The sequence below is a fragment of the Bacillus sp. BK450 genome (assembly GCF_004364885.1).
Taxonomy (GTDB): Bacteria; Bacillota; Bacilli; order Bacillales; family Bacillaceae; genus Bacillus; species Bacillus safensis.
The window spans coordinates 852,215-869,278 of sequence record NZ_SOBQ01000001.1; the positions used below are offsets into that span (position 1 = coordinate 852,215).

Consider the following 17,064-nt stretch of genomic DNA (forward strand, 5'->3'; position numbering starts at 1 on the left):
AACCTCTTCATGATAGATGAAGAGGTTTTTTTCATGCTTTTATAAAAGAAAAAGGGTCAGCAGCAAAATGAGGAGCGAAATTCCTGCACCAGCCGCACACACAAGTGCTTTTTGCTTTAAAACATGTTTTGGCGGATAAGACCCTGCATACCCAAGCTGTCTTGCATAATGAATAGAACCACCTGTAAAAACGATGACGATACACATAAAAACGAACAGAAAGACAGACAACCTTCTCCCCTCCCTTTTCTTCAAAAGTATGCTAAAATAAAGCAAGCTATGTATGGAAGTTCAATGAAGCTGATCATCAGCTCAGAGAGAACATGCGAATGTGTAAAATTTGACTAGAGGTGATTTGAATGGCTAGTGGACGTTCTTTATTAACAGGATTATTTGTAGGCGGTCTCCTCGGAGGTGCGGCAGTGCTCCTGACGACTCCCTCTTCTGGCAGAGATGTGCGCGGAAAAGTGAAAGACGGCTATGACAAATTCGAAGATACGCTGACAAAATTAAAAAGAGATGGACAAGCTTTAAAAGAGCAAATTGTGGAAACAGCAAAAGAAAGCGCAGAGGTGATTAAAGAAGTCGGGTCTGAATTGCAAACATCGATTCAGCAATGGCGCGAAGAAATCAAACCTCATCAGCAGGACTTACAAAAGGAAATTCAGGAAATTGAGGAAAAGCTCAAACAACTGGAGAAAACCTTACAAAACTAATATACTCACAAAAAAATATTCGTTTACAAAAGTGTGCGGGGTGCGTATCCCGCACTTTTTTTGTTGAAAAAAGGTTATTTTGACAATGTTTTTCATGACTTTTAAAAATTCTTGAATTTTCAGCTTTATTAATCTTTATTTTATTGGCATAATAGAATTACAAGAAAAAGAGAAGTAGGTGAAATGGATGAATCATTCGGAACAGCCTTTCGATGTAAAAGAAGCACTTTTATTCAGTCAAAGAATGGCCCAATTGAGCAAAGCTCTTTGGAAATCCATTGAAAAGGACTGGCAGCAGTGGATCAAACCGTATAACCTAAATATCAATGAACATCATATTTTGTGGATTGCGTATCAATTAAAAGGAGCTTCAATATCAGAAATTGCAAAGTTTGGCGTCATGCATGTATCAACGGCGTTTAACTTCTCCAAGAAACTGGAGGAACGAGGATTTTTAAAATTTTCTAAAAAGTTAAACGATAAGCGCAATACGTATATTGAGCTAACGCCAAAAGGCGAAGAGACATTCCATAAACTACTCGAAGATTATGACCCGGCCCGAACTGGTATTGTCAAAGGCGCACAGCCGCTTCATGACATTTACGGAAAGTTCCCTGAGATTTTAGAAATGATGTGTATCATCCGTAACATTTATGGTGAGGATTTCATGGAGATTTTTGAGAAATCGTTTTCAAACATTGAGAAGGACTTTTTGAATGAGCAAGGAAAAGTCACAAAAAAGACTGAGGAACTTGAAAACTCAGCTGAGGCAGCAGAAAAAGCGTCTAAAACAAATCAAATTGTTTAATGATCTTTATAAATTCATTCATTAGCGGCTGAAAGAGCCCTTGATCATGCAAAGCAAATATCGTCTCATGAACATCCAGCTTTTCAATTAACTGTCCCGCAAAGAGCGCAAGGAGATCGTCAAACATGACGTAGCCTTGTGCTTTTTGCTTATCCATTTCCTCTGTAAGCTCAGCACAAATACGCTCAATTTCCTCTGCCTCTTCTTTCGATACACGCTGCCTGATCAATAACGCATAATATGGATAACGGCTCATATCGGTTGCCGTCAATAAAAGTTCCATATAGTATTCTAGCTGGCTCATTCGTTCCTCAATACTCATGTACGTTCCCTCTTTCTCTTAGTCCTTCTATTTTAGCCGAAATTACTCATTGACGAAAGAGACGAACCTCCCCCTTCAGTTCTTTTTTCTTGAAAAATCCAAAGTTTCCTCTCTTTATTCCATATGAAGGCATCATTTTATTTTTTTTCATCAAAACCATTGATTTTTATCCTCAGGAAGAGTAAATTATCTTGAGATATTCAATTCGATTTTTAGATTGGAAGGATGAAAAATGAATTGTTGGAAGACCATTAATCTTGAAAAGGATTATGGTTATACGAGAATGATGATTTCTGCCATAAGTCTTGCTATCCTTTTTTTCATTATGGCATTTTTATGTTTTCAACTGACTCATCCTGAAACGAGGCTAAGCAGCCATAACGCACCGCTTTTTGCCGTGCTCTTACTTGTGACTTTGCTTGTCCACCGTGTGGTTCACTTGATCCCAGTGATGAAAAATAAGAAAAAAATGACGCTATTGATGAAACGAAATTGCTGGCAGCGCGTGCCTAAGAAAGTGATGCTTTTTTCACTTCTCAGCCCGTTTTGTGTCATCTCACCGGTTTACTTTGTGTTAGGCGTGGCGTTTCCTATGTACGCACACTATTTTATCATCATCGCAAGTATACATGCAGGCTATTGTTTGCCTGACTTTTTATTTGCATGGAAGCTGCTCAAAGCACCTAAATCCTGCATCATCGATCAAGCTCAAGACGAGTTTGATATTTTAGTTGACCAAACTTCCTCATCATGAGGTTTTTAAAGCCAACTTCTATCTTTTTCATAAAAAATTTGGTAATGTAGTATGGGAATAGCATAGAGAGGGGGGATCTCCGATAGTTTTATTTTACTTCATCGTCTTTGCCGCGTTTATTGTGTATTCAATAAACAGGCTTACTAATACATTATGCCTTGTCAGAGAGATTCCTGAAGAACGGCAAGATAAGGTGTTTCGCTTTATCAATGTATCGATACTGATCTTACTTATCTCATCATTTGTTGAAATTACCATTTCCATTTAAGATCAAAGCAAAAGCTGCCAGTTTGAGGGCAGCTTTTTGTGTATATTTTAATTAGCAAATCCAAGATGCACCGATGATGATCAATAAAATGAATAATACGACGACTAGTGCAAAACCGCCAGCAAAGACTTCTCCTCCCATGTGAAAACACCTCCTGCCAGTTCTTCCTCTGTTCTAAGCTCAGTGTATGCAGAAAAATAAAAAACGTTTAGGCACCTGTCATCGTTTGAAAAAAGAACCGCCCTCACGCACGGCAGGACGGCTCCCTTCTGTCACAGCGATTTAATTAGTAAAGATATGCTGCACCAACGATGATCAGCAAAATGAATAGCACGACCAATAAAGCAAACCCATTAGAATATCCTGCTCCCATATAATTCAGCCTCCTTTTTGTGATCACTATATGTGTATGTCGCGCGCAATTTTTTGACTAGACGAATGCCCTTCCATTTGCATTTCTTTTTACAGCGTGTCACAATATGTTATGATACAAGCAATGATAAATAAATTGGAAAGATTAGGAGTGTTTTTTGAATGAAAAAAATGGCTTTAGCAGCTGTAACAGCAGTAAGTGTTTTAACTCTTGGCGCATGCAGTAGCGGTGATAAAGATGTGATCGCCACAACGAAATCAGGAGATGTCACAAAAGGAGAACTTTATACAACTCTTAAGAAACAAGCAGGTGGAGATGCTCTAAACCTACTTGTTCAACAAAAGGTTCTTGCTGACAAATACAAAGTATCTGATAAAGAAATTGATAAGAAATTGGAAGAATATAAAAAGACACTTGGTGAAGATCGTTTAAAACAGCTTCAAGATGAATTCGGTAAAGATTACATCAAAGATCAAGTGAAATATGAGCTGCTGACTCAAAAGGCTGCCAAAGCTAACATCAAAATCACTGATAAAGAAGTAAAATCGTATTACGATGACCTTAAAGGAAAAATCCGTGCAAGCCACATTTTAGTAGCTGATAAGAAAACAGCTGACGAAGTGGAAAAGAAATTAGATAAAGGTGAAAAATGGGATTCCCTTGTCTCTGAATATTCAACTGATACTGCTTCAGCAGCACAAGGCGGAGATGTAGGCTGGTTCGCAAAAGAAGGCCAAATGGACGAGAACTTCAGCAAAGCTGCTTTCAAACTAAAAGTAAATGAAATCAGCAAGCCAGTAAAATCCCAATTCGGCTACCATATCATTAAAAAGACTGAAGAACGCGGTAAATATGATGACATGAAAGCAGACTTGAAAAAAGAACTGCTTGACCAAAAACAAGCAGACACAAATGAAATCCAAAACATCTTAAACAAATTAGTAAAAGATGCTGATGTGAAAGTAAAAGATAAAGAGCTTCAAAAAACGTTCAAAGAAAAATCTGAACAGCCTGCACAAAATCAGCAGACACAACAGAATCAGTAATCACAAAAAAACCCTCTGCCGAAATCGTGCAGAGGGGTTTTTGTATGACGAGATTAAGCAATTGAATGATCTTCATGTGCCGCAGTATCCTGTGATCTTTTCACCTGCTGATTCTGGCGTCTGCGCTCTCTTTCCTGTTCCATTCGCTCGATAAAAATTTCTCCTTCCTTTTCAATAAAGGATTGATCAATCTCTTGCTCCTCTTTGGCTGTTGTCATTAATTTATACGCACAGAAAATAATGCCGATAATACATGCATACACCCACCACGGAAAAAACAACATTCTTTCATCGCCTCCTTTTCTTAAGGAAATTCCTCTCTTCCTTTGTGTTACATGCTTATGCGAAAAGAAGACAAGTTATGAAAAAAACGCCCGCATAAACGGACGTTTTGACATGATTATTCGTGATGGAAGGTTGGTTTATAAAACGAACGATTCTCAAGTGCAAAAATACGTTCTGTATATTCTCCTGGCTTCACATGCTCAAGCGCACGATCCATCATGTTCATTTTCGCATCTAAATTATCAATATAGTGGAGAATTTCAGCTTCTTTCACCATTGGTGGTTTCGGGCTGCCCCATTCTCCTTTTCCGTGATGACTCAGGACTAAGTGCTGTAAAATGAGAATTTCCTCTGAATCAATGCTAAGCTCTTCCGCAGCTTTCGCAATTTCTGTCACCATAATAGAAATGTGGCCAATTAAATTCCCTTCCACAGTATATGTCGTGGAGATTGGACCCGAAAGCTCTTTGACTTTCCCTAAATCATGAAGAATGATGCCTGAATATAAAAGATCTCGATCTAGTGATGGATATAGGTCAACAATTGATTTTGCTAAATGCAGCATAGACACAACGTGGTAGGCGAGTCCAGAGACAAATTCGTGATGATTTTTTGTCGCTGCTGGATAATCAGCAAATTCCTGTCCATATTTCTTCAGCAAATGCCTTGTAACACGCTGAATATTAGGGTTTTTCATATCAAAAATATATTGCATAATCGTATCCATCATATCGTGTTTTGGAATAGGAGCTGTTTCGAGAAAGTCATCAATTCGAATTTGCTCGTTTTCAGCAACAGGGCGTATATTCCTAAGCTTCAGCTGATTCCTCCCGCGATAATGATGAATGTCGCCTACTACCTTCACGATGGTTTGCGGGCCGTAGGTGATTTCATCATTCTGCTTTGCATCCCATAGTTTCGCCTCAATATCTCCACTTTGATCTTGAAGAATGAGCGTTAAAAATGGTTTGCCATTACTTGCAATCCCTTTAGTAGATGATTTAATTAATAAATGCAGGTCAACTTGTTCGCCGACATCATAGGTCATGATCCCTTTAGCCATTCAATAAAAGCTCCTTCCATGTTTCTGCTCATATAAGTATAACATAAGTCATTATTTGTCAATCATTCAACTGCTAAACTCGTAATCTGTCCATCTTCTGCTGCCTGCGTCATATGCTGATGACAGGTAAAATAAAACAGCTGTGTTTCAAAACGCGTGAGTTCATTTATCAACTCCAGTACTCTTCCTAGACGAACATGATCAAAATGAACGAAGCTGTCATCCATCATAAACGGAAGCTGACATTCATGCTGATGAGACAAGGCGAGTGCAAAACGAATGGCCAGATAGACTTGTTCACAGGTTGCTTGTGAGAGCTCTTCTGGGCGGAATATTCGTCCGTCCATCCTTTTCACGATCAGCCGGTCATCCTCGGGTGAAAATAAAATGGCTTCATATCGATCATTTGTTAACGGCTGAATAAAGCGGGAAGCTGTTTGCAGCAGTGCTGGCAGCCTTTTTTCTTTATGTTCATTCAATTTTTCTCGAATAACGGAGCGAACAAGCTGAACCGCCGCCCATTTTTTCGCAAGATGCTTTGCATGCTCCTGCTCAGCTGAAAGCTGATGAGTCAAATCAGACACCGTACCTGAAGCTTCTATTTGCCGGATTTCCACTGCTCGTTCTGCCAGACTTTTTTCCAAATTCGCCGCATTCGATTGTATGTTATTCAGGTGATGCTTCGCTTCCGCACACTCTTCTTCAAGAAGACGCAACCCTTTACGAACAATCGATTCTTCCTCATCAAAGCAGCCGCTTCTATGCAGCTCTTGATTCAGCTGCTGCAAATGGGAAAGCCGTTCCCGATATTCTTTCGATAGATGAGAAAGAATTTGGTAATCTTCTTTGGACTCTGCCTCTACTTGACGAAAAAGCGCGTCCATTTGTTTTTCGTAATAGTGAATTTCCCCTTCTAGTGCCGTGAGCTGCTGCTTCACATGTTGAATGGATACATCCAATGTCTGACGTTCTTTTTCTCTTTTCGCTTCATCTTTCAATATCTCTTGAAAGGCCGAGATATTCTCTTGAATGGTGCCTTCCTTTCGTTGAAGAAGACTGCTTAACGCTTCCACCCTGTGCTCATAGTTGGATTGCTGGCCGGCAAGGTCGTCTATTTCCCGGCTAAGCTCCTCATATTCCGCTGTATCCGTTTTTAATTGCTTCAGAATAAGAAAGGCTTCTACTAGGAAAGAAAGCTCTGAGGACAAGCCCAGCTGTCTTTTCTTTTCCTCTACTTGCTGCTGGACAGGTTCCAGCTCCTGCTCCCAGTCTTCATATTGCCGAATGATCCTTTCGTACAAAAGCTCCTTCTGCCTCACAAGCGTTTCCGCTGAAGCTGCCTGTACTTGGAAGGAATCGAATGTTCCCCTGCCGCTTCCCTGTTTCACCTGTGTCGATTTCAAAAATGGGTAAATAGCAAAGAAGACAAAAACAGAAAACCCTGCAAATAAGAAAGTAACCCACCACTCTGTTAAAAAGAAAAGGACAAGCAGAAATGCAGCATCAAATATCACCATCACAGGAAATAACCACGCCCGGGAATGAACCTTTTTCTCTTTTGTTCTTGTTTCCCCAGCTTCTACTGTACTGTGCGATTTGGCCTGCTGTTCCTTTAATCCTTTTAAAGCGGTTTCCGCTTCTTCCAGCTCATGTCTTGCATGATCAAACCGGTCATCCAGCTGTGCCTTTCTGTCCATTAAACGAACGTATTGGCTGACAGACTCCTTTAATTCCCACTCAAATTCAAGGGAGTCGTCAATCTGATCAAGCTTGACTGAACGCTGCCACTTTAGCTTCGCTGCGGCTTCGTCCATTTTTTGTTTCAATGAATCACGTTCTGCTTTACATTCAGCTAAGCGGTTTTTGATACGTTCAACATGAGAAGATTCATCAACGACACGCTTCATCTCCAGTAATGTATCCTTGTCATAAAGCGGTTGAACTTGTGCCAGCGAGGTTTGCAAATGATCTAATTTTTGCTTTAGTGCAGTCATTTGAGCCTTTTTCGGGTGAAGGTGTGATTCTAATTTATCCAATTCATGCTCTGTTTCTGCTCTAAAGCGTTTGACTCGTTCTGGATAACGGGCTAATTCTTTTTTTAACTCCATCTTCTTCTCTATCATGGGATAAAGTCGAATGTGTTCGTTTAACTGCTGAATCTGTTCTTCTGTCTGCTTCATTTCCTTTTGAAGCGCTGCGATATTCTCTATTAATTCAGAATGCTCCCGTTTTTTCTCTGTATAACGGCCTTCTGCCAATCTAGCTTGTTTCAGCTGGGCAGCCAGCTCTTTTAAACGATCAAGCTGCTGGTTTAATTCCGGCTTGCGTCCATTTGGTTTAAACAGCTGCTCCTGCTGCTTAAGCAGCCTGCTATCCATCTTAGAGGCAGCATCTGAGCCAAATAAACTTGAGAAAAGGAGAAATTCACCGATTTGATCTTCGTTTAAGGCTTGGACATTTTGCAGTCCAAACACATCAAATGAATAGATTGATTGGAATAATCTGCGATCTGTTCCCTTTAAAAGAGTTCGTAGAAATGCTTCATCTTTCACTTCACCATTCGGTAAAAACACCTGTGCTTGACCGCCTCGATCGGACGATCTCTCAATGTGAATGACACCTAACTCCTCATCTAAGCAAGTGAGGGAGCCGCCATAGAAAGATCCTTGTTTCGGCTTGTACATCTTGTTTTTTGAAAAACCAAATAACATCGACTCAATAAACGCCTTCAATGTCGTTTTCCCCGATTCATTCAGGCCGTAAACTAGCTGAAAACCGTCATCAGAAAAGTGAAAGGTTCGATTTGAAAATTTCCCGAAATTCGCTATATGGAGTGAACGTATTTTCATCATACCTCTCCTTTTCTCATAATTGCTTCAGCTGTTCCGTCAGCAGCCTTTGTGCTTCTTCTTTTATATCCAATTCATCCTCTTTTGTGAGCGCTTTTCCTGACTTCCTGTAGATTGGGTGACGCTTGATCGGTAAAAGCAGCTCTTCATATGACTCAAACTGTGCAATTTCTGCCGTTAGTTCCTTCAAAAAAGAATCCTCTGGATAGATCACATCCTCATTTGTTCGGCAGTCAATTGACATCACCCAAACGAACACATCTTCATCTTCCTCCTGCTCATGAAAAACAGTCAACAGCTCTTCGAGGACCTCAAGCTGCGTATGCTCAAAGTAAGAAGGTGCATCACCTGTCAATTCAATTCTCACAAAATGAGGAACGCCTTCCTCTTTCAGCTCATTGATTTTGCCTTCCACTAGTGTGACAAGATCCGTCATATGAACCGTTTCTGTGATGTCTATTGCCAGTGTCTCAAAGATGATATCTGCACAGCTGATAAAATTCGCTGCCTGAGAATCTTCGGAGAGGTGAATCAAGTAACAGCCTTTTTCTCCCGTTTCTTTAATATGTCTGCCCTGCACATTACCAGGGTAAATAATAAATGGGTCTTCATGCAGAAGGGCTCTTTTATGTATATGTCCGAGCGCCCAATAATCAAAATCCCGTGCTATGAGCTGCTGAAGCTGAAATGGGGCATATGCATCATGTCCTTCTTGTCCGGCTAATGTGCCGTGAAGCATCGCAATGTGATAGGCAGCATCTGTTGTTTTGACATAATGAGATGTCATATTTTCATAGACAGCCCGCTCTTTGTAGCTAAACCCATAAATACTCGCGATAAGCTGATCCCCTCGATAATAGGAGAGCTCACTTGGTGTACTGCTCGTAAAGACATGTACATTCTCGGGCCACTCAATCGGCGTCCATTCACCGCCTAAATGATCATGATTCCCATAAATAATAAAGACTTCAATCCCGTGTGTTTGCAGTCTTACAAACTGGTTTCTTAAAAACAACTGTGCTTTTAAGCTGCGATTGGATTCATCAAATAAATCTCCGCTCAGCAGCACAAAGTCTACCGCCCGCGCAACGGCGAGATCAAAGATGTTCTTAGCACTTTGGAATGTACTTTCTTTGAGCCGCTTAAATATAGAATTAGGTATAGTCGACATTCCTGCAAATGGACTGTCTAAATGTAAATCTGCGGCATGAATAAAGGTGAGCTTAGTCAAACGTCTATCTCCTTGTCCGATACTGTCATTGTCCATATTTTATCATGCCATTTTTACGAATGCACGTTCTATCACTCTCAATCTAAAAAACACATTTTTAAGGGCTAAAAAAGAGGTTTTGTCTTATTCCATGTTTAATTACATTAAAAAACAGAGGAAAGGAAGATGAGGAATGGAGAAGACATACTTTTTAACCGTATTTGACCGGTCGGGTGAGACTTTATTAAATGAAAAAATCACAGCGGATAGTGACAAGAAAGCAAAGGAATTAGGACGTCATCGCTTAATGGAACAGCAATACACAAAGCATTCTCATCGACTCGTTGATCAAGCAGGAAAGCTGCTTTTATTTGAACGTTAAAAAAGCCGGCTTTCGCCGGCCTCATGTTCATTTATGCTTTTTGAAAGACAGGACGTCTTTTTTCTAAAAAGGCTTGTATACCTTCCTTGTGATCATGACTTTTTCTCAGTCTTGCCTGTGCTGCTCTCTCTTTTTGAAGAACTGCTAAGAGCTTTGATTCTGACTGCTGAAAATAGATCATCTTTGTTTCGATAAAGGCTTGAAGCGGCATGTTCATAAATGGCTTCACACACACTTTTTGGTACGTATCGACCTCATCCTGAAACACCCCGTCTGCAAGGCGCAGCTTTAACGCTTCTTCAGCCGGCAGCTTTTGTCCGCTCCAAATCAATTGTTTAGCGGTTTGCTCACTCACTCTTTTTGTGAGGAAAAAATGCCCCCCGCCATCTGGAATTAATCCTACTCCATTAAAATTCATGGCGAGTTTTGCATCCTGATGCATAAACAAGTAGTCACAGCTTAGAGCAAAGCTAAAAGCGAGGCCTGCTGCTGACCCGTGGACAAGCGCAATCGTCACTTTTTTCATACTAGCTAGAGAAAGTGTAATTCCCTCGATCAAATCCATCACACGATGGAAATCTTCTTCACTTTCCTGCTTGAGCATCATCCCAATATCTCCGCCTGCTGAAAATCCTTTTCCCGCTCCCTTGATGACAACGACTTTTGCACTGCTTTCCTCCGCTGCATCACATGCTTCTTTGAATTCAGCAAACATGTCCACATGAAAAGAATTATAAGCTTCAGACCTATTGAAAACGATTTCAAAAACATCCCCGTCTAACTGACAATTGATATAAGTCATCATCCATCCCCCTCTTCTTTTAAAAGCTCATAACATACTTCCATTTCCATCATGTAAAACCTTTTTCTCTAAATAAAAAAATTCAAGATCAATTGATACTAAAATAAGCATAATGATTGAAACAAGAAATATATTTTTATATAGTAAAAAAAGAAAGAAAATAAATTTGAAAGGAGGAGGATGATTGATCAGATGTTCCATCATGATATTGGTTAGCTTCATCGTCATGTTTTCTCCTTTTTCAAATGTCGTTTTTGCTTCACAGGCAGAAGCGAGCACACCTAGCCTGATTTCTCCATCCATTTATGATGAAGAAATCAATGCTGTGAAGACACCTTCGTTTTCAAAAAAACATGCTTCATCCATTCTGTTGAAGGACAGATTATCAATGATGGATGCCAAGACTTTTCTACCAAAGCCTGCCCCATCAGCTGCATTGTCCATTGATCTATGTTTTTTGGAAATGAAGTGTGCGATCCCCGTTATGTATCAATCTAATTACCTCTACTGATTCATTTTATTTCATCCGCATTTACAATATGAAAAACACAGACTATCAAATTCGGAGGGATAAAATGAACATTAAAGAAAATGATCTTCCTGGGATCGGAAAGAAATTTGAAATTGAAACGAGAAATAGAGAAAAAATGACGATTGTGATTCATGATGATGGCAGACGGGAAATTTATCGTTTTGACGATGATGATCCAGATGAAGTGCTGTCTACCATTTCACTCGATGATGCTGAATCCCGGCAAATCGCTGCTATTATCGGCGGTATGGTGTATAAACCGCAGGCACTAGAAACCATTGAAATGGCCTTCAACGACTTGATCATTGAATGGTTTAAAGTGGAAAAAGGTGCAAAAGCGGTTGGACATACACTCGGTGATTTAGATGTGAGACAAAATTATGAAGTCACCGTGATTGCGATCATTAAACATACAAATGAAAAATTACTCAACCCTGGTGCCGATTCGATTATTCAAGCAAATGATACGATGGTCATTTCGGGCGAAAGAAAACACTTGAAACGATTGGTACGTGATTTTCTTTCTAGAGGGGGAGAGTGATGAATGGATCATTTAGTCTTTGAAGTTGGGACGGCGCTAATTCTTATCGCCATCGCCAGCTTAATCGCCAATAAAATTAAATTTTCTATCATCCCTTTTCTCATTGTCCTCGGAATGATTGTTGGGCCGCATGCTCCAACTATCGGGATCATTGATTTGAAATTTATCGAAAGCACGGAGATCATTTCGTTTTTTGGCAGAATGGGCGTCCTGTTCCTTCTTTTCTATCTTGGACTTGAGTTCTCTGTCGGAAAACTCATTAAATCGGGTAAATCTATTGCAGTCGGCGGATCTATTTATATTTTGATCAACTTCAGCTTAGGACTGCTCTACGGTTTTATCACAGGGTTTGGATTCCTTGAGGTTCTCATTATGGCAGGGGTGATCACCATTTCATCCAGCGCCATTGTGGCCAAGGTCCTTGTCGATTTGAAACGGACGGCAAATCCTGAAACAGAGTTAATTCTAGGGATTATTATGTTTGAGGATATTTTCCTTGCCGTATATTTATCCGTCGTATCAGGTCTTGTTCTTGGAGATGCCACTACTGTTGGCGGTGCCTTATTATCGATTTTAATCGCTTTTGGTTATATGATGCTTTTCTTTATCATTGCGCGGAAGCTGCCAAAACTATTAAATAAGTTGTTTGATATCCGTTCAAACGAAGTGTTCATCATTGTGATTTTTGCGGCTTTGTTCTTTGTCGCTGGTTTCTCAGAAACGATTCATGTAGCAGAGGCTATTGGGGCTCTCTTACTTGGTCTTGTTTTTTCAGAAACAGAGCACTCTGACCGCATCGAGCATCTCGTGGTTCCGTTTAGAGATTTCTTTGGAGCGATGTTCTTTTTCAGCTTTGGTCTCAGTATCGATCCGTTTACATTGGGTGATGCCTTCTGGCTTGCGATCGGCGCTGTGATTCTTACCTTAATTGGGAACTTCACTGCCGGAATGTTCGCTGGACGGAGAGCTGGATTTTCTCATAAAGCCTCTTCTAATATTGGATTAACCATCGTATCGAGAGGAGAGTTTTCAATCATTGTTGCCGAGCTTGGCATCGCCGGCGGACTTGCCGCTACTTTGAAACCCTTTGCTGCATTGTATGTCTTAATCCTTGCGATCTTAGGACCGCTCGTAACGAAAGAATCTAAGAAAATCTATCAAATCCTAAACAAAATCTTCAAATGGAAACCTGAAAAACCAAAAGTAAAAAAAGAAACGACAATCTAATGAAAAAGGGCCCTATGCTTGGGCCCTTTTTTATGTCTTATTCAAATTGCTGAAATGCAGTTTCTTGCTTGACTGGCGCTTCCTCGACCCCGCGAATGGTTCGAATGACTTTCTGGTTGCGGTAAATCGATAGTTTCAAATTGGTCGCCGCTGTTCCATGAGAATGATCAAGATTCGTGAATGTAAAAAAATGATTTGAACGCTTGTCTTTGAACACAAGCCTGAAGTCGTCTGTCACTTTAAAATGCTCATCACTTTCCCATTCAATCAAAGGTTCATATGCACTAAACCATTCAGGAATATTCGGCGTGTATCCTGTAGCCAATACAGCATGATCTACAGTTATGCTTTTTTCTTTCTTCAGCTGCCACTGTTTGAGATGCAGCTCCAAAGGCTGATGCTCTCCTCTTTGAATCGCTTCAAGCTCGGTCATTGGCTGAATGAGCACAGATGGCTCTTCACCTGAAACGGAGCGATGATACAACTCCTGATAAATGCGCGAAAGCGTTGATGCATCGATGCCATTTCTTAATCCTGTCAGCCTAGGCAATGTGTTCATACGTTCTTCATAAGGAAGCGAATGAAAATACTCGACATACTTTGGTGTAAAAAGTTCTTGGCCAAGTTCTGCCGTCTCCAGCTCTCTAAATTCACTAGAACGTGTAAACCATGAAAGCTGCTGTCCTTTCTTTTGATGCTGAAGCAGGTCTAAGAAAATTTCAGCTGCACTCTGCCCTGAGCCGATTACCGCCACCGACTCAGCTTCGTGAAGTGCTTTCTGCTGATCTAAATAACGGCTGCTATGGGTCACATATGGGTATGCTGCTTCAGGCACATCGACTGGAATCATTGGTTTGCTTCCTGTGCCTAACACGACATGCTTTGCACGATACTCAGAAAGCGATCCATCGTTCAGCCGTCTGACTTTCACAAGGTAGCCATCTTGGCAGTCCGTCACTTCTTCTACCTTCATCCCGAACTGACAGCTGTCTAATTCTCCTGCCACCCATGATAAATACTCATTGAATTCTCTCCGAGGGATATCAAACTGTTCAAATGTATAGAACCGGTGAAGTCTATTTGATTCATGTAAATAATTTAAAAATGTATACCTGCTCCTTGGATTCGCCATTGTGACAAGGTCTGCTAAAAAGGAAACTTGCAAATCCGTTCCTTTGATCAGCATACCAGGATGCCAAGCAAACTCAGACTCTTGTTCAAAAAAACAGCATGAGACTTCCTCATACTCCTCTAACAAAGCGGCCAATCCTAAATTGGCGGGCCCAATCCCAATTCCGATCACATCTATCATATGTACACCTGCTTTACCTTTTTATCACTTATATACCCTTTTACAAATGAAAAAAACACTGCGTCATCGCAGTGTTTAAACGTGAGAAATAAATAATGATTCAAGGAATTGAATTTTCTCTTCTGTATATTGTTCATACCGGTCATTATACGATTTTGGATCTTTTGGATTGGCATACTGCGTAATTTTTCCTGATCGTGGATCAATGAATTTACTTGCTGCACCGCATCCAATGCCAATGATTGTCTGTACTTCTTCCATGATAATGATATTATACAAACTTTCCTGTCCATCTAATGAATACCCGACATTTTCGAGATTTCCCAAAATATTTTTTTGTCTATATAAATAATACGGGTGATATTGATGTGCTTTCGTCCAAGAGACCGCTTCATCCATCATACGCGTGATTTCTTCTCGGTCTGCTACTTGGTATTTCTCCTTATTGCGCGTCATTTCAGATGCTCTTTTAAAGGAGAGTGTATGCACGGTTAAAGATTCAGGCTTGAGCTCTTTAGTCTGCTGCAAGGAGTGCTGAAATTCTTTGAGCCCTTCTCCCGGCAATCCAATGATTAAGTCCATATTGATATTATTCATGCCGTACTGTCTTGATAAGTGATACTTTTCAATCGTTTCTTCCACACTATGATGCCTGCCAATAGCCTTTAGTGTTTCATTCTCATACGATTGCGGGTTAATGCTAATCCGGTCAATATTGTAGCGGTTTAGCACCTCTAGCTTATCAGGGGAAATCGTATCAGGACGCCCTGCTTCGACAGTCACTTCCCGTATATGCTTCACATCAGGGAACGAGCGATACATTTCTTCATACAGCAAGTCCATTTCTTCCGCTGTGATGCTCGTTGGCGTGCCTCCGCCAAAGTAAACGGTCGTCACTTTGATCCCGTGTTCTTTTAGCCATGCGCCCATTTTTTGCATTTCATAATGCAGACCAAACAAAAACGTTCCCACTCTGCCAGCTTGTCCTTTAATGGCGTAAGCAGGGAACGTGCAGTAAGCACATTTTGTGGGGCAGAAAGGAATGCCAATATAAATACTCACTTCCTGCTGAAGGTCATACAGATCTGGAATGGCTTTAAGCTGACGATCGACAATCTCCTGCATCAAATTGATTTTTTCATCATGAATCAAGTAATCACGCTTTAACGCCGCATGTGCATCTTCCTTTGACATGCCCTCTCTCAGCATCTTATGAAGCAATTTCGTCGGACGTATTCCTGTGAGAATCCCCCACTTTTGTGTCATTCCTGTGTGCTCCTGAAGCAAGTGTAAATAAACAGACAGCACTGTGTTTTTGATTTGTTTCCAGCGCTCCTTATCGTTCAAGCTCTCTGGAACATCCCGCGAAAAACGACTGGTGATGTCTGATCCATCGATATGACCAGATGCTTCCACCATGCCATTTTCTTCCTTCCAGCTAAATTCCATGATCAAACCATCATCCAGTTCACTTGGTTCAAACATCACTTCACTATCTTCTTCAAATAAATTGGCTATATTGACAAGCGGGCGATGAAATCGTTCATCTGACAGCCCTTTAATTAAAATTCGCATCATATCACCTTTATCTTCAAACTTGTTTCATTTTACAAAATTCATGTAGGAAAAGCAATGAAGGGAACAGACGAAGGCCCTGTCATTTCTCGATTGACAGGGCCTTCACTGTATTATCGTTTAATATCGAATTGATGTAAAAATCCTTCTCTTTGCTGCATCCTAAAGTATTCCTTGATCATATAAGCCACACCCTGTTCATCATGCGAGCGCGTCACCCAATCGGCTTTACGCTTGACATCATTGGGGGCATTTCCCATAGCAACGCCTAAACCAGCCAATTCAAGCATTGGAATGTCATCTGTTCCATGACCAATGACAACCGTATCTTCTAAAGTAAAACCGAGTGCAGAGGTTAAAAGAGAAAGTCCCGCTTCCTTCGAAACCCCTTTGCATACAATATTCATTTTCTCATCACTGATCCTAATAAGATCAACAGATGGGAATGCTTGTTGAATGGTCCTGTGAATCTCAGGCTGAAGCTCCGCGGTCGAATATACTTCAATCACTGGAGTACTGACTGGTTCATCCATCAGCATATCACTTAAAGATTCAACAAATTGGACGGGATAGAAAATGGGATCAGACGGATGAATGAGCGTCTTTCCCATCAGCTGAGACTGCGTTTTTTTCCGGTTGCCGATCGAGAATTTTTCATGCAGCAAGCGGACATTACAATCAAAGCTTTCAAGGATTTGCACAAGATTAAATGTCTTTTCTTCCGTTAATTTTTTCACATGAAGCGGCTCATCGAGTTTATCGGCGATAAATGCACCACTATGCGTCACAAGGGTTGATGTTGGAATCTTCAACGCCTTGGCAATTTTTTGAGCGGAACGAAAATGCCGGTTGGTGACAATCGTCACGTAAACCCCTTTTTTCTTTACATATTCCACAGCTTCTTTTGTAGCAGAATGGATTTTACCATTGGAACGAAGTAACGTCCCATCTATATTGAGTGCAAGTAGTTTTTTTGACACTGAGGCATCCCCCTTCTTG

General features: G+C 40.7%; 21 protein-coding genes. 9 read left to right on the top strand and 12 right to left on the bottom strand.

The window, feature by feature from the left end; genetic code table 11:
• Positions 1-39: 39 nt before the first annotated feature.
• The gene (gene yhzF, locus EV579_RS04430; protein ID WP_024425454.1) at positions 40-231 is read right to left on the bottom strand and encodes a membrane protein YhzF; all 192 of its coding nucleotides are present in this window, start codon (positions 229-231) and stop codon (positions 40-42) included.
• A gap of 128 nt (positions 232-359) precedes the next feature.
• On the opposite strand from yhzF, the gene EV579_RS04435 reads away from it, so the two are divergent.
• Entirely contained in the window at positions 360-716 is a 357-nt protein-coding gene (locus EV579_RS04435; RefSeq protein ID WP_024425453.1) for a YtxH domain-containing protein, read from the top strand.
• Positions 717-903: 187 nt separating this feature from the next.
• The gene (locus EV579_RS04440; RefSeq protein ID WP_024425452.1) at positions 904-1,524 is read left to right on the top strand and encodes an HTH-type transcriptional regulator Hpr; all 621 of its coding nucleotides are present in this window, start codon (positions 904-906) and stop codon (positions 1,522-1,524) included.
• Here the strand turns inward: EV579_RS04440 and EV579_RS04445 are convergent.
• On the bottom strand, positions 1,502-1,846 hold the full coding sequence (locus tag EV579_RS04445; RefSeq protein WP_044333717.1) for a YhaI family protein: 345 nt from the start codon (positions 1,844-1,846) through the stop codon (positions 1,502-1,504). The two genes, EV579_RS04440 and EV579_RS04445, sit on opposite strands and share 23 nt — an antisense overlap.
• 232 nt (positions 1,847-2,078) lie before the next feature.
• On the opposite strand from EV579_RS04445, the gene EV579_RS04450 reads away from it, so the two are divergent.
• Positions 2,079-2,600, top strand: a complete 522-nt coding sequence (locus tag EV579_RS04450; protein ID WP_024425450.1) for a DUF3267 domain-containing protein — start codon at positions 2,079-2,081, stop codon at positions 2,598-2,600.
• Positions 2,601-2,682: 82 nt separating this feature from the next.
• Positions 2,683-2,868, top strand: coding sequence for a hypothetical protein (locus EV579_RS19110; RefSeq protein WP_072368131.1), 186 nt, complete (start codon positions 2,683-2,685; stop codon positions 2,866-2,868).
• 51 nt (positions 2,869-2,919) lie between these two features.
• Here EV579_RS19110 and EV579_RS04460 read toward each other — a convergent pair whose 3' ends face one another.
• Together EV579_RS04460 and EV579_RS04465 are read right to left on the bottom strand one after the other, a co-directional pair.
• A complete protein-coding gene (locus EV579_RS04460; protein WP_017360317.1) occupies positions 2,920-3,009 on the bottom strand; it encodes a YjcZ family sporulation protein in 90 nt (29 codons plus the stop codon).
• Positions 3,010-3,154: 145 nt separating this feature from the next.
• On the bottom strand, positions 3,155-3,241 hold the full coding sequence (locus EV579_RS04465) for a YjcZ family sporulation protein (protein WP_008361129.1): 87 nt from the start codon (positions 3,239-3,241) through the stop codon (positions 3,155-3,157).
• A 161-nt stretch (positions 3,242-3,402) separates the two neighbouring features.
• Here EV579_RS04465 and EV579_RS04470 point away from each other — a divergent pair, with 161 nt between their 5' ends.
• On the top strand, positions 3,403-4,287 hold the full coding sequence (locus EV579_RS04470; RefSeq protein ID WP_024425449.1) for a peptidylprolyl isomerase: 885 nt from the start codon (positions 3,403-3,405) through the stop codon (positions 4,285-4,287).
• Positions 4,288-4,340: 53 nt separating this feature from the next.
• Here the strand turns inward: EV579_RS04470 and EV579_RS04475 are convergent, their stop codons facing one another.
• The 4 genes from EV579_RS04475 to EV579_RS04490 all read right to left on the bottom strand — a co-directional run bounded on the left by EV579_RS04475 (position 4,341) and on the right by EV579_RS04490 (position 9,715).
• A complete protein-coding gene (locus tag EV579_RS04475; RefSeq protein WP_024425448.1) occupies positions 4,341-4,571 on the bottom strand; it encodes a sporulation YhaL family protein in 231 nt (76 codons plus the stop codon).
• A gap of 116 nt (positions 4,572-4,687) precedes the next feature.
• On the bottom strand, positions 4,688-5,635 hold the full coding sequence (yhaM, locus tag EV579_RS04480; RefSeq protein ID WP_025093336.1) for a 3'-5' exoribonuclease YhaM: 948 nt from the start codon (positions 5,633-5,635) through the stop codon (positions 4,688-4,690).
• Between the two features lie 62 nt (positions 5,636-5,697).
• Positions 5,698-8,484, bottom strand: a complete 2,787-nt coding sequence (locus EV579_RS04485) for an ATP-binding protein (protein WP_133744025.1) — start codon at positions 8,482-8,484, stop codon at positions 5,698-5,700.
• A gap of 16 nt (positions 8,485-8,500) precedes the next feature.
• On the bottom strand, positions 8,501-9,715 hold the full coding sequence (locus EV579_RS04490) for a metallophosphoesterase family protein (RefSeq protein ID WP_133744026.1): 1,215 nt from the start codon (positions 9,713-9,715) through the stop codon (positions 8,501-8,503).
• Between the two features lie 172 nt (positions 9,716-9,887).
• On the opposite strand from EV579_RS04490, the gene EV579_RS04495 reads away from it, so the two are divergent.
• On the top strand, positions 9,888-10,076 hold the full coding sequence (locus tag EV579_RS04495; protein ID WP_024425445.1) for a YhzD family protein: 189 nt from the start codon (positions 9,888-9,890) through the stop codon (positions 10,074-10,076).
• A 31-nt stretch (positions 10,077-10,107) separates the two neighbouring features.
• Here the strand turns inward: EV579_RS04495 and EV579_RS04500 are convergent, their stop codons facing one another.
• Complete coding sequence (locus EV579_RS04500) at positions 10,108-10,881, bottom strand: enoyl-CoA hydratase (RefSeq protein ID WP_133744027.1); 774 nt, start codon at positions 10,879-10,881, stop codon at positions 10,108-10,110.
• A 181-nt stretch (positions 10,882-11,062) separates the two neighbouring features.
• Between EV579_RS04500 and EV579_RS04505 the strand changes: the two genes are divergently transcribed.
• The 3 genes from EV579_RS04505 to EV579_RS04515 all read left to right on the top strand — a co-directional run bounded on the left by EV579_RS04505 (position 11,063) and on the right by EV579_RS04515 (position 13,178).
• Positions 11,063-11,389, top strand: coding sequence for a potassium:proton antiporter (locus EV579_RS04505; protein WP_224426399.1), 327 nt, complete (start codon positions 11,063-11,065; stop codon positions 11,387-11,389).
• A 64-nt stretch (positions 11,390-11,453) separates the two neighbouring features.
• Positions 11,454-11,951: a cation:proton antiporter regulatory subunit gene (locus EV579_RS04510; RefSeq protein WP_024425442.1), complete on the top strand. Its 498-nt coding sequence runs from the start codon at positions 11,454-11,456 to the stop codon at positions 11,949-11,951.
• A 3-nt stretch (positions 11,952-11,954) separates the two neighbouring features.
• The gene (locus EV579_RS04515; RefSeq protein WP_034282218.1) at positions 11,955-13,178 is read left to right on the top strand and encodes a cation:proton antiporter; all 1,224 of its coding nucleotides are present in this window, start codon (positions 11,955-11,957) and stop codon (positions 13,176-13,178) included.
• Between the two features lie 37 nt (positions 13,179-13,215).
• Here EV579_RS04515 and EV579_RS04520 read toward each other — a convergent pair whose 3' ends face one another.
• The 3 genes from EV579_RS04520 to EV579_RS04530 form a co-directional block, all read right to left on the bottom strand.
• A complete protein-coding gene (locus tag EV579_RS04520) occupies positions 13,216-14,490 on the bottom strand; it encodes a lysine N(6)-hydroxylase/L-ornithine N(5)-oxygenase family protein (protein ID WP_044333736.1) in 1,275 nt (424 codons plus the stop codon).
• Between the two features lie 75 nt (positions 14,491-14,565).
• Positions 14,566-16,065, bottom strand: coding sequence for a coproporphyrinogen III oxidase (locus EV579_RS04525; RefSeq protein ID WP_044333738.1), 1,500 nt, complete (start codon positions 16,063-16,065; stop codon positions 14,566-14,568).
• A gap of 113 nt (positions 16,066-16,178) precedes the next feature.
• Positions 16,179-17,045: a Cof-type HAD-IIB family hydrolase gene (locus tag EV579_RS04530; protein WP_039177545.1), complete on the bottom strand. Its 867-nt coding sequence runs from the start codon at positions 17,043-17,045 to the stop codon at positions 16,179-16,181.
• Between the last annotated feature and the right edge of the window lie 19 nt (positions 17,046-17,064).